At 68.6% G+C, this 12,511-nt stretch carries 11 protein-coding genes and 1 pseudogene; 5 read left to right on the top strand and 7 right to left on the bottom strand.

The window, feature by feature from the left end; translation table 11 throughout:
- The first annotated feature begins 46 nt into the window (after window positions 1–46).
- Window positions 47–1,468 (top strand): CCA tRNA nucleotidyltransferase, encoded by a 1,422-nt coding sequence (locus E1218_RS09250; RefSeq protein ID WP_132318332.1) that lies wholly within the window; start codon window positions 47–49, stop codon window positions 1,466–1,468.
- On the opposite strand, the gene E1218_RS09245 is transcribed toward E1218_RS09250, so the two are convergent.
- On the bottom strand, window positions 1,465–2,238 hold the full coding sequence (locus tag E1218_RS09245; protein ID WP_132318296.1) for an aminotransferase class IV: 774 nt from the start codon (window positions 2,236–2,238) through the stop codon (window positions 1,465–1,467). The genes E1218_RS09250 and E1218_RS09245 overlap by 4 nt on opposite strands.
- A 32-nt stretch (window positions 2,239–2,270) precedes the next feature.
- On the opposite strand from E1218_RS09245, the gene E1218_RS09240 reads away from it, so the two are divergent.
- Together E1218_RS09240 and E1218_RS09235 are read left to right on the top strand one after the other, a co-directional pair.
- A complete protein-coding gene (locus E1218_RS09240) occupies window positions 2,271–2,891 on the top strand; it encodes a hypothetical protein (protein WP_132318294.1) in 621 nt (206 codons plus the stop codon).
- 45 nt (window positions 2,892–2,936) lie between these two features.
- Entirely contained in the window at window positions 2,937–4,373 is a 1,437-nt protein-coding gene (locus tag E1218_RS09235; RefSeq protein ID WP_132318292.1) for an ATP-binding protein, read from the top strand.
- Window positions 4,374–4,375: 2 nt separating this feature from the next.
- On the opposite strand, the pseudogene E1218_RS37130 reads toward E1218_RS09235, so the two are convergent.
- The 5 genes and pseudogenes from E1218_RS37130 to E1218_RS09210 form a co-directional block, all read right to left on the bottom strand.
- A pseudogene (locus E1218_RS37130) lies at window positions 4,376–4,610 on the bottom strand (integrase core domain-containing protein); the annotation flags it as partial.
- 21 nt (window positions 4,611–4,631) lie between these two features.
- Window positions 4,632–5,807 carry a glycosyltransferase gene (locus E1218_RS09225; RefSeq protein ID WP_165949199.1) on the bottom strand — a complete coding sequence of 392 codons (1,176 nt, stop codon included), beginning with the start codon at window positions 5,805–5,807 and terminating at the stop codon, window positions 4,632–4,634.
- A gap of 13 nt (window positions 5,808–5,820) precedes the next feature.
- Window positions 5,821–6,441 (bottom strand): TetR/AcrR family transcriptional regulator, encoded by a 621-nt coding sequence (locus E1218_RS09220; RefSeq protein WP_132318288.1) that lies wholly within the window; start codon window positions 6,439–6,441, stop codon window positions 5,821–5,823.
- Window positions 6,442–6,737: 296 nt separating this feature from the next.
- Entirely contained in the window at window positions 6,738–7,202 is a 465-nt protein-coding gene (locus E1218_RS09215) for a GNAT family N-acetyltransferase (RefSeq protein WP_132318286.1), read from the bottom strand.
- A gap of 448 nt (window positions 7,203–7,650) precedes the next feature.
- The gene (locus E1218_RS09210; protein WP_132318284.1) at window positions 7,651–8,313 is read right to left on the bottom strand and encodes a TetR/AcrR family transcriptional regulator; all 663 of its coding nucleotides are present in this window, start codon (window positions 8,311–8,313) and stop codon (window positions 7,651–7,653) included.
- Between the two features lie 61 nt (window positions 8,314–8,374).
- Here E1218_RS09210 and E1218_RS09205 point away from each other — a divergent pair, with 61 nt between their 5' ends.
- Window positions 8,375–9,235 carry an alpha/beta fold hydrolase gene (locus E1218_RS09205; protein ID WP_132318282.1) on the top strand — a complete coding sequence of 287 codons (861 nt, stop codon included), beginning with the start codon at window positions 8,375–8,377 and terminating at the stop codon, window positions 9,233–9,235.
- Between the two features lie 217 nt (window positions 9,236–9,452).
- Here the strand turns inward: E1218_RS09205 and E1218_RS09200 are convergent, their stop codons facing one another.
- Entirely contained in the window at window positions 9,453–11,351 is a 1,899-nt protein-coding gene (locus tag E1218_RS09200) for a discoidin domain-containing protein (protein WP_132318280.1), read from the bottom strand.
- 111 nt (window positions 11,352–11,462) lie between these two features.
- On the opposite strand from E1218_RS09200, the gene E1218_RS09195 reads away from it, so the two are divergent.
- Window positions 11,463–12,485 carry a LacI family DNA-binding transcriptional regulator gene (locus E1218_RS09195; RefSeq protein WP_132318278.1) on the top strand — a complete coding sequence of 341 codons (1,023 nt, stop codon included), beginning with the start codon at window positions 11,463–11,465 and terminating at the stop codon, window positions 12,483–12,485.
- The last annotated feature ends 26 nt before the right edge of the window (window positions 12,486–12,511 follow it).

The following is a 12,511-nucleotide window of genomic DNA, read 5'->3' as shown; positions in this document are numbered from 1 at the left end:
GTTTCCCGTGTCACCTTTCGCCGACCAGTCAGCCTCCGCCGGATCGTTGTCCGCCGTGCAGCGGCGGGCGGTCCAGACCCTGCTGCAGATCGCTCCGGTGGTCGACGAGCTCGGTGCCCGGTTCGCCGGTGCCGGGCACGAGATCGCGCTGGTCGGGGGGCCCGTCCGGGACATTCTCCTCGGACGGGGGAGCACGGACCTGGACTTCGCCACCTCAGCGCACCCCGACGTGATCGAACGGTTGCTGTCCGGCTGGGCGGACCACGTGTGGGACATCGGCAAGGCCTTCGGCACGATCGGTTGTCGCAAGGGTGAGTGGGTCCTGGAGATCACGACGTACAGGTCGGAGTCCTACGATCCCACCTCGCGCAAGCCGGACGTGGCGTACGGCGACAGCCTCGAGGGCGACCTGGCCCGGCGCGACTTCGCGATGAACGCGATGGCGATCCGGCTGCCGGGCCGCACCTTCGTCGACCCGTACGGCGGGATGGAGGACGTCGCCGCCCGCACGATCCGGACCCCCGGCACCCCGGAGGCCTCGTTCTCCGACGACCCGCTGCGGATGATGCGGGCGGGCCGGTTCGCCGCGCAGCTGGGCTTCACGCCGGCCCCCGCGGTCGTGGCCGCGATGACCGCGATGGCCGAGCGGATCACGATCGTGTCGGCCGAGCGGGTCCGCGACGAGCTCGTCAAGCTGGTCAGTTCGGACCACCCGCGGATCGGCCTGGACCTGCTGGTCTCGACCGGGCTGGCCGACCACGTCCTGCCCGAACTGCCCGCGCTCCGGCTGGAGCTGGACGAGCACCACCGGCACAAGGACGTCTACCAGCACTCCCTCACCGTCCTCGATCAGGCCATCGATCTGGAATCGCGGCTGTCTGTTCCGACGCCGGATTTCGTCGTTCGGTTCGCCGCGCTGATCCACGACATCGGGAAACCGAAGACCCGGCGGTTCGAGGGCGCCGGCAAGGTGACGTTCCACCACCACGACGTGGTCGGCGCGAAACTGGCCCGGAAACGGATGCGGGCGCTCCGGTTCAGCAACGAGCAGATCGACCAGGTCGGCAAGCTGGTCGAGCTGCACCTGCGGTTCCACGGCTACGGCACCGGTGAGTGGACCGATTCCGCCGTACGGCGCTATGTCCGCGACGCCGGCGACCAGCTCGAGCGGCTGCACGTGCTGACCCGGGCCGACTGCACCACCCGGAACAAGCGGAAGGCCGAGGCGCTCCGGGCGGCGTACGACGATCTCGAGGCCCGGATCGCGCGGCTCCAGGAGCAGGAGGAGCTCGACGCCCTGCGTCCCGACCTCGACGGGAACCAGATCATGGAGATCCTCGGCATCCCGCAGGGCCGCGAGGTGGGGCAGGCGTACAAGTTCCTGATGGACCTCCGGCTCGACCAGGGGCCGCTGGGCGAGGCCCGGGCCCGCGAGGAGCTCCTCCGCTGGTGGTCCGCCCGCACCTAGATCGCCTGCGGTTCCACGGCCGCGTAAGCCCTCGCGATCACGTCGGCCGACGGCGGATGCGCGTCGTACGTCGTGGTGCCGGCGTCCGTCGTGATCGAGCCGACCGGGAGCGCGGGATCGATCGAGTTCGTCAGGTAAGCGGCGTCGTACGCCGGGAGATCGGCAAGCGTGATCCGGGTCGTCGGGTACGTGTCGAGGCCGCGCTGGAGGACCTGCTGGCGGATACCTCGCAGGACCGGGGCGTCCGGAAACACGATCGTCGTGCCGTCGGCGAAGCAGATGTTCCAGATCGACGCTTCGGAGACCTCACCGGCGGCGGTGTGGAAGATGGCGTCGTCGTACCCGTGCTGCTCGGCCTGGCGGGCGTAGTACACGAGGTCGAAGGTGCCGGTGTGCTTGAGGTGCGGGACGGCCCGCTGGTGCTGGAAGGCGAGCAGGCGCTGGGGTCGCGTGGTGGGCTCGATCGGCGGGCCCACGCGCACGAGCAGTTGCAGGTCGGTGGTGACGACGACGTCGACCCGGATCGACAGGTCGCCGGAGCCGGCGTGGTCGAGCGCGGCCCGGAGGTCGGCGCGTACACGGTCGGCGGAGACGCCCTGGCCGAAGACCTCGCGGGAGCCGCGGTCCAGGCGGTCGAGGTGCAGGTCGAGACCGTCGACCATGCCGTCCCGGACCTGCATCGAGGTGAAGTGCCCGTAGCTCATTGCTCTGAGCAACCCGGGGTCGGCGGTGTGCAGGGGTACGCCGTTCAGCAGAAGCGATTCGATCACCGCCCAAGTCTGACCTGCTCTACGCTCGCGCTGTGGACGTCTTGAGCATCATCGGGTGGGGCGGTTCCGCACTCGTCGTACTGTCACTGCTGCAGACCCGGATCCTCCGGCTGCGCCTGCTGAACCTCGTCGGCTGCGTGATCCTGGTCGGTTTCAACGCGGCGATCGCGGTCTGGCCGATGGTCGGGATGAACGCCGTCCTGGCCGTCATCAACGTGATCCATCTCTGGCGGCTGCTCCGGCACCGGCACGACCAGGCGGAGTACGCCGTCCTCGAGGTCAACGGGGACGACGCCTACCTCGGGCACGTGCTCGCGCGGCACGAGAAGGACATCAGCCGGTTCAACCCCGGCTTCACCGCGACCGGCAGTCCGTACGCGTTCCTGGTCCAGCACGGCGACCGCACCGTCGGTGTCGTCCTCGCCCACGACGCCGGCGACGGCCGCGCCCAGATCGACCTCGACTACGTGCTGCCGAAGTACCGCGACTTCACCCCCGGCGAGTTCGTCTACCGCCGCAGCGACGTCTTCACCGATCACGGCTTCCACCAGGTCCTGGCCCCACCCCGCATGCGCGACTCGGCCCCGTACCTCACCAAACTCGGCTTCCGCCCCGAAGGCACCACCCTGGTTCTCGACCTGCCCAAAGCGTAGCCACAACTTGTAGAAGTGTATTTATTAGAAGTATAGTTCTACAACATGGGCAAGCCGGAGGGCATCTTCGCCCGCGACTTCGAGTGGGACCACCTGGCCCGCTTCGCCGAGTTGACGGTGGACTACCCGAGGCTCGGGGTCGTCAGCGGCCGCCGCCGGCTGGGCAAGACGTACCTCCTCGAGGCGCTGGCCGAACGCACCGGCGGGCTGTACTTCGGCGCTACCGAGGCGACCGAGACCGAGTCACTGGCCCTCTTCGCAGCGGCGTTCGGCGATCATTTCGGCGCGCCTGCGGCGGTGAGGTTCGACAACTGGGACCAGGCCATCCAGGCGCTCTTCGCCGCCGATCCCGGTCGCGGGCCCTTCATCATCGACGAGTTTCCGTACCTGAGCCGGGTCTCCCCCGCGCTCCCGTCGATCGTCCAGCGAGAGATCGATCGGGCGGCGTCCGCGCACCGGGGCATCAACCTTCTCCTGTGCGGTTCGGCGATGTCGGTCATGGGGCGTCTGCTGGCCGGCGATGCACCGCTGCGCGGGCGGGCCAACCTCGAACTCGTCCTGCGGCCGTTCGAGTACTGGCTGGCAAGGGACTTCTGGGGGATCGACGACCCGCGGCTGGCCTTTCTCGTGCACGCCGTCGTGGGCGGCACTCCGGCGTACCGGCGCTTCGTGGACAACGAGAGCCCGCGGTCCGTCGACGACTTCGACGACTGGGTGCTGCGGACGGTGCTCAATCCGGGTCGCCCGCTGCTCCGGGAAGCGCGGTACCTGCTCGGGGAGGACCTGGATGTCCGCGACAGTGCGCTCTACCACTCGGTCCTCGCAGCGGTTGCCATCGGCAACAGTACACGCGGGCGCATTGCGAACTACGTCGGACGCAAGGTGACCGACATCGGGCATCACCTGACGGTGCTCGAGGACAGTGGTCTGCTGCATCGGCGACAGGACGTCTTCCGGTCGGGGCGACCGACCTACCACGTGGCGGAGCCGCTCGTGAGGTTCTACCAGGTCGTCATGCGGGCGCAGTGGGGCCCGGTCGAGAGCGGCCGCGGCAAGTCGGTCTGGGCATCGTCCCGAGCGCAGTTCGCGTCCCAGATCGTCGGCCCGCACTTCGAGCAGGTGTGCCGGGACTTCGCGCTGTGGGCGCCGCCGGAACTGTATGGAGAGCTTCCCGGTGAGATCGGAGCAGGTGTGGTGTCCGATCACAGTCGACGGACTCAGATCGAGATCGACGTGGTGGTGCTGGCTGCGGGCCCGCCCGGGCGTCGGCGGAAGATCTTGTCGCTGGGGGAGGCGAAGTGGGGTGAGGTGATGGGCCGGCGCCACGTAGAGCGGCTCGAGCGGGCGCGGCGGTTGCTGGCGCGGGACTACGACACCTCCGAGACGATCCTTGCCTGCTACAGCGGCGTCGGCTTCGAGCCGGACCTCGACCCGGCCGTCCTGACGATCGGCCTGGACGACCTGTACGCCGTCGCCCGCTAGCTCTATTGGCCAGTAGGGCTGTTGACGCGGGTGATGGGTGGCTTTCCGCCGAGTGAGGTGTGGTTTCGGCAATGGTTGTAGGTGTGGAGCCAGCCGGGTAGGGCGCCGGCGGGTGCTTGGTTGGTGGAGAAGGGTTGGGCGTAGGCCCATTTCGTCCAGGAGTGTGCGGCTGAAGCGTTCTGCTTTGCCGTTGGTATGGGGCCGGTAGCGGCGGGTGGATCGTGCTTGGGCGCCCAGAGGTCGGCCAGGGTTTCTGCGTCAAGTCGGGGCAGAGCTGTCCTCGCCGGACGACGGTTCCTCGTGGGCCCGACCTGTTCGGAGCTCCTCGGGCCGAGCGTTGAGCACGGCCTCGATCTCGGTCACGGCGGCGCTGGCCCCGTCTTGCGTACGGAGCCGGGTGCCGATGGATCTTGCGGCAGCGCGGTGCGGGCCGTTGGAGAGCAGCGTGTGGATGGCTTCCCGTATCCGCGCGGGCGGCGCCGTCGGCGGCAGCATCAGACCGGCGCCCGCGTTCGTCACAGCAGCGGCGACCGCTGGCTGGTCTCCCTTGGGAAACAGGGGAAGCACCAGCAGCGGGAGTCCGTGCGCGAGGGCGCGCATCGTCGTGGAGTGCCCGCCGTGTCCGACGACAAGCGATACCTTCGGCATGACCTCGTCATGCGGCAGGTACCGGTGCACGTCGACGTTCGCAGGGACGGTGAGTGCGGCGGGGTCGACGGCGCCGCCTGTCGTGGCGACGGCACGGACCGACAGGTCGGCCAGCGCATCGAAGACGGCCTGGAGAGTCCCAGCCTGCCCCGGGCAGTCCATCGTGCTCATGCTGACAAGCACTGCGGGGCTCGGCGACGCGGCCTGCCGGATGTTTCGGTCTTGCACGACGCCGGTGTAGCGGACGTTCGTCGGTAGCGGTCCGGCCCCGGTGGGGTCGAGCTCGCGGTCGGATGCGACCAGCACGCGATCGGCGGCAGTCCAGAGGGGACCGGGTCGCATGCCGCGCAGGGTCGCGACGGCACCGATCGGGCCGCGCGCCCAGCCCGAGGTCAGGAAGCTGTGGAAGACGTGCACGAGCACCACTGTCGGCAGGTTCGAGCGCGCTGTGGCGCGCAGCGCGGCGAGGCTCATACAGTCAACCAGGAGCAGGTCGGCAGGGCGGTGGCGCAGGACTGCCCGCACGTCCTCTGCGGGTCGTGGGTCGGTGAACAGCTTCAGGGAGGACGTGAGGAACGCCAGCCCCGAGCCGATCCGCTCCGGCGTCCACGGAAGCGCGTGCACGTAGGGCGCGAACGCGAGCCCGTACTCCTCCACGGTCGCGCGTTGTTGCGGGTGGCCCAGCACACGGACGTCGTGCCCGCGGTCCCGCAGTTCGGCGCCGATGCCAAGCATCGGAGGAACGTTGCCGCCGCCGTCCCAGGTGACGATCAGAATCCGGGCCATGGCGGTTCCTTTCTCAGGAGGTGGACAGCACCGCCCGCACGAGGTGGAGCATCCGCTCCGCTGTGGTGGCCTGATCACGTCCTGCATCGCGTCGCAGGAGCTTCCAGGTGTAGAGGTCGGTGGCGACGACGAGCAGATCTACGAGCGCGTCCGGGTCGGCACAGCCGGCGATCTCGGGTGCGAACGTCTCGGTCACCCACTTCCTGTGGAGCTCTCGCCCACCGGCGACGACCTTGGCGGCGGCGTCGTCGACGTGTTCGCGCGACATGATCGCCAGCATCCAGTCGCCGGTGCGTTCGCAGAAGTCCGTGATCGTCCTGACGGCGGCGGCGACGTCGCCCGCCGGCGCGACCCACTCTTCCCGTACTTGAGCACGACGGTACTCGAGTGTGGCGGCAAAGAGAGTCTCCTTGCTCCCGAAGTGGCGCAGTACCGTCTGCACGCTGACCCCGGCCCGATCCGCGACGTCGGCGAGAACGATCTCCAAGCTGAGCCGCTCCTCGGAAAGGGCGACGACCGACTCGATGATCCGGCGCCGGGTCGCCTCGGTCGACTCGGCCCGTGCCCGCATCGTGTAAGTGCGCGTCGATTTCATGTCGACCACGATTAACGCAAAATCATTCTTTGATGTCAACCAGAACTCACGTCAAATCTCGGCCTCGAGGCGCATCAGCTCGGCCGGCCTGGTTCGCCGTGCGCCGCGGCCAGGGTCGACCGAACAGGTACCGCATCTGGCTCACGAGGGACCGCAGCGACGGCGTCGGCCACCTGGCCGCACACGCTCGATCAGCAACCTGTGGCCGTACACGTTCACCCGGGCACTGCGGTGGAGACGAGCCCTCCGAGCGGGGGGAGTGGCGTCAGCACGTCGCACCCAGCCGGAGGTCTGCACACGCTCAAGCCGCAGCGCCGTCAACAACCCTCATGTCACTACAGCTGTAGGTCCTTGGCGAAGCAGAGGGAGGCCGGCTCGTTCTCGAAGGGCGGGTACGGCGGGGTCGGCAGGTAGCCGTGGTTCGTGTAGAGGGCCAAGGCGGCTCGTTGTTCCGGCCCGGTTTCGAGGCGGAGGCGGGTGAGGCCGATGGAGCGGGCGTGAGACTCGACCGCGTCGAGAAGAATCCGGGACAGACCCCAGCCGCGGGCGGACGGGTCGACGTACATGCGCTTGACCTCGCCGAGCTCAGAGGCGACCGGCTGCAGGCCGACGCAGCCGACCGGGGTGCCGTCGAGCAGGAGCAGGGTGAACGAGATGTCCGGGTGGAGGGCGACCAACGGCTGGGCCTCGCCGTACATCGCGGCGAGCTCGGCCTGCTGTGCGGTCGTCAGCGCCACCACCGCAGGGTCGGTGCCGGGAGCCGCACACAGTTCCATGCCCTCGATCAGTTCCACCGTCATGCCGCCAGACGGTAACAACCAAGCATGACGCTGCTGTTTCACAGATCTCTCGCGGAGTGCCACCGCCCGTGAGGAACCCACAGAACCACCTGATCTCTTTGAGTCGCGCTAGTTCCGGGGCATAAACCAGGAGGCGCCTGCAGAACCCGCCCTCGCCGGTCAGCAGCAGCCCACCGGCCCGGGCCCGGTCCACCGACTGATCGACCAACTGCTCATCCAGGCATCCAGATCCAGCTCAGGATTCGGGTCCCCAGCGCTCGCGACGCCAGACATCATCTCGGTCGTCAGATCTACTCCCGTGATCGGGAGTTACACCGAACTTCTTACAGTCCCTATGGCGGCCTGCTGTCAGGTTTCGTACCGATACCCCTGGTAGTGGTGCCAGCGGGCAGATGGGAACGAGCCTCGTTGATCCGAGCCGGCTGTAGGCAACTGTTTGGAGCAGGACCTATTCGGGTCCGAGCAGTTCGACTTCGAGGAGGTCGCATAGCCACTCCTGGTGCTGCCGCGCTGTCCAGCCGAGCTCGACGGTGAGGAGGTGATGCATCTCAGGGCTGGCCAGGGCGCAGGCACGTTCACTGGCTTGGTTGACAGTGAGCCCGGGGCGCAGGGCGTCGGACACGTACCTCTCGATCGACATGGCGATGTCGGCAAGACGTTCCCGCAGGAGTCGTTCACGCAGCTTCACCGCGAAGGGTTCGCTGTCGGCGGCGCCTCGGATCAGGGCGTGAACTGGGCTGGTGTGGGCGAGGATCTGGCAGACGAACTCTGCCCAGACGCGTAGCCGTTCGCGGGCACCGTCGAGGCGGTCGATCTCGGCCCATCGACTCGATCGATCGTGGTCTGGGTCGTGGAGGGGAGCCAGGTACGCGACGATCGTGGCGTCGATGACGCCTTCTAGGAGTCCCCGTTTGCCGCCCAAGGTGGAGTAGATCGTTTCGGCCACGACTCCGGCTTCGGCGGCTACCGCGTTGACCGTCGTGCCGGCATAGCCGTTCGCCACGAACAGCCGGTGCGCGGCGTCCAGGATCCGTCGGCGGGTGAGCTGGGCCTGTTCGGTGCGGACAGTGGAGCGGTACTTGCGAGCGGTGGGGTTGACGGCACGTGCCATAACGCTACAGTAGCACTAAGTTCAATTTAGTCTTAGTGGTACCAATTGAGGGGGCGACGAAGTGACGAACGGCAACGCGGTCCGGCGCCGACTGGACGTCGGCGAGGAGACGGTGGAGTTCTTCGAGCGAGGCGACGGCGAGCCGCTGCTGCTGGTCCATGCCGGGGTGTTCGATGCATGGTTCACTCCGCTCGCCCACGACGCCACGCTCAAGGACTTCCGCGTCCTGCAAACGCGTCGGGTCGGATACGACACCACGGCGCCGAAGCCGGGCCGGCACCTGACCATCGCCGACCATGCCCGGCATTGCGCAGCTATCCTCGACAGCCTCCAGATTCAGCGGGCCCACGTTCTCGGGCACTCCTCGGGCTCCTTGATCGGCCTACAACTCGCGGTCGAACGCCCTGAACTGGTGCAAAGCCTCGTGCTCGTCGAGCCGGCCATCGCGCCCGCCCTCGCCCCGCCGAACGAGGCCGCCGGCATCCGCGAGTCCTACCAGGCCATGGCGGCCATGGCGCGGGCGGGTGCCGATCTGGTCGCTCTGTTTGACACCTTCATGCGTCAGGTGTGTGCCCAGGACTACCGCGACGTGTTGCTTGCTGCCCTCGGGCCGGAGGGCATCCAGCGCGCGGAGCGGGACTGTGGCTTCTTCTTCCGCGAGGAGGTCCCCGCGGTTCAGCACTGGACGTTCGACCGAGCCATCGCGTCCAGGATCGCCCAGCCCGTGCTGTTCGTGCAGGGAGGCGACAGCCCGTCAATCGTCCATGCGATCATCGCCCACATCGCCACGATGCTGGCCGCTGACACCGAGACGACCACGATCCCCGGCACCGATCACCTACTGCCACTCCGAGACCCCGCAACGCTCGGCCGCCTCACGGCCGACTTCACCAGGCGCCACCGCATCACCGCCCACATTTGAACGACACCGAATCACCGCAACCGAGCCGCAAGTTCACCAGAGCCGAAGCCGCGGGGCCCGCAGCGCGCATTCGAGGATGATCGACATGCTGCAGCACAGGTCATGGCGTGTTCGAGGTAGCCGGCGCCGGGGCGACGCCGTCTCCTCCCTGGCCGCCCGGTGGCTACCAGCTACGAAGTTCGGGCGGCTCGCGGCAGTTTCCGGATTGTGGTTCGGGTCAGTGGTAGAGGCGTAGGTCTGCGAGGCTCCACCAGTGGTTGCTGGTGGCGGTGGACGTCACCCGTAGGTACCTCGCCCTGGTTGGGTGGAGGTCAACGGTGGTGAGCTGCCCGGTGGACCGGCCGGTCACCGCATCAGACCAGTGCACGCCGTCGTTGCTCGTGGCAACTTGCCAGCCGGCGGCGTAGTCGCCGAGGTGGCCGCCGCTGTCGAGCGCGACCTGGCGGAAGTGGCGTGCCGATCCGAGATCGACCTGGAGCCACTGACCGGGTGCTTGGGCCTGCTTGCTCTGCCAGACCGTCGATCCGTCGGCGTCGATCGCCAGCCCGGCCTCGGCTGCGTTCACCGAAGCGGTCGCGGTAGCGCCGTCCAGTGGGACCGGCCGCGGTGCCGAGCCGTTGCGGTCCCAGGTGAAGGTCGCGATCGCACCACCGGGCAGGTCGTACTCGAACGAGCGATCGCCGACGGCGACCGCGAACGAGCGCGGGTCGTCGTTCTCGTTGTGGACCAGCAGCGCCGTCGAACCGTCGGGGTTGCGAAAGGCGACGGACATCAGGTGGCCGTTCCACCCGGTGGTGCCGTACGACGTACTCCCGATCCGGACCGCACCCGGCTTCACGAACTTCGACAGGTGGCCGATGGTGAAGTACTCGGCGTCCTTGCTGACCGTTCCGTCCGGGTGGAGCGCGACCAAGCCGGTGCAGGTGTCGCAGCCGCCGAGGTGCGGGCCGCCGGTCGAGTCGAGCGCGATGTTCCAGTTGACGACCGACTTCGCCCAGTTGCGGGTGGTGCCGATCATCAGGGTGCGGGCGTGCCAGGTGAGCGTGCCGCGGAAGATCTGCGGCGGCGTGTCGTCCGGGCCGTGCGAGCCGGAGCACTCGGTGAACCAGATGCCCTTCGACGGAAACGCCTTGTGCAGGTCGGTCTGCTTCGACGGGTCGCCGGAGTAACAGTGGTACGCCGTACCCGCGATCCAGCGCGCGGCCGGGGACTGCAGGAGCTTGTACGGGTAGTCGGTCTCCGGGTCCTCGCCGGGCGGCGTGGAGGCGATGTCGCCGGGGTGCGTGGTCCAGTTGTGGTCGTAGCCGAGGATCTTCGTCCGCGGGCTCGCCTTGCGCAGCAGCGGGCCGAGGCGCTCGATCACCGCGGCCGCCTGGCGGACCGGCAGGTCCGTGCCCGGGTAGGCGCTCGGCGTGCGGTTCTGCGGCTCGTTCTGGATCGAGAGGAAGTCGACCGGTACGCCGGCTCTCGTGTACGCCTGGACGAACTTCACGAGGTAGCGCGCGTAGGCGTCGTACACGGCCGGGTCGTCCTTGAGCCGGCCGCCGACCAGCGAGTCGCCGGTCTTCATCCAGGCCGGCGGGCTCCACGGCGTCGCCATCACCTTGAGCGCCGGGTTGAGCTGCTTGGCCCGCCGCAGCAACGGGAGGATCTGCTGCTCGTCGTGCGCGATGCTGAAGTGCGTCAGCCCGAAGTCGGTCCGGCCGGGCGGTACGTCGTCGTACGTGTAGTGCTCGGTCTCGGCGGTGAAGTCCGACGAGCCGACCGGCTGACGGAGGAAGCTGACGCCGATGCCCTGCTTCGGGTCGAACAGCGCCCGCATCGTCTTCTCCCGCTCGGCCGGACTGAGCCGGTAGAGCACGTTCGCGGACGAGTCCGTGATCGAGGCACCGAAGCCGTCGATGCTCTGGTACGACGTCCGCGGGTCGACCGTGATCGTCGTCAGGTCGCTCGCGCCGCGCCGGAAGCTGACCGGGGCACGCTCGTGCAGCAGCTCGGCGCGATCGGGGGTGGTGACCCAGACCCGGGCCGTGGACGTTGGCGGATGGGCCTGGGCAGGACTGGTGAGTGAGGTCACGGCCAGTGCCAGGGCGACTCCGACTGCCTGTGTTCTCATCGCACTCCTCGAATGAAACAAACGGCCACAGGAAACGCTCGGGCGCGGGCGCTGTCAAGATCTGGGAGCGGCGGCGTAGAGTGCTGAGCGTGAAACACGGTGATGTAACAAATGCCTAGGGATCGCGCAACCGTTCGCGATGTCGCGGCGGCGACCGGAGTTTCGATCGCCACCGTGTCCCGGGTGCTCAACCAGCAGGGGAGAGTGGCCCCGGAGACCCGGCGACTGGTGGAGCGGGCCGTCGAGGAGCTCGGGCTGCGTGCGCCGAGTCCTCGCGGTGGTACGCCGAAGCCCGTCGACGGAGCGGTGTACGTCCGGTGCCCGTACGTGCTGACGGACTACTTCGGCCTGATCGTGTCGTCGATCGCGGAGACGCTCGACCGGCACGGGCGCCAGGTGATCCTGAACGCAGGGCAGGCCTCCGCTGGTGACCCGGTGTTGTCGCGGCTGCCGGCTCAGCGCGGGGTCGGCGGCGCGATCCTGATCCTGCCGCCGGAGCCGGGTGCGGACCTGGTCCGGCTGAGCAGCCGGCGGTTCCCGTTCGTCGTGGTCGATCCGAGGACCACGCTGCCGCGCGACATCGCGTCGGTCTCGGCCGCCCATCACTCGGGCGCCCGGCAGGTCACCGCGCACCTGACGTCACTCGGCCACACCCGGATCGGGGTGATCGCGGGTCCACGCGAGTGGCTCGCGGCCGATGCGCGGTTGAGCGGTCATGCGGCCGCTCTCGCGGACGTCGGCATCCTTCCGGAGCCCGTGCTGGTCCGGCACGTCGAGCCGACCACGGCGCACGGATACCGCGCCGCGACCAAGTTGCTCGACCTCGATCCGCGGCCGACGGCCCTGGTCGCCTTCAACGACAAGGCCGCCGTCGGCGCGGTCCAGGCGGCCGCCGAGCGCGGTCTCTCGATTCCTGGTGAGGTGTCGATCGCCGGTTTCGACGACATCGACCTCAGCCGGGCGACGACCCCTCAGCTGACCACCGTTCGCCAGCCCCTGCAGGAGATGGGCCGGATGGCCGTCAGCCTCCTCACCCGCCTCCTCGACCGCCACGCCCTGGAAGCCCTGCACGTGGAGCTCGCGACCGAGTTGGTCGTCCGAGAGTCCACCGGCCCGGCAGCGTCAGGCACATGAGCACCTCGCACCCGCGTGGCTGAGGC

Source organism: Kribbella turkmenica, assembly GCF_004348725.1.
Taxonomy (GTDB): Bacteria; Actinomycetota; Actinomycetes; order Propionibacteriales; family Kribbellaceae; genus Kribbella; species Kribbella turkmenica.
This window is presented reverse-complemented; position numbering and strand designations above follow the sequence as displayed.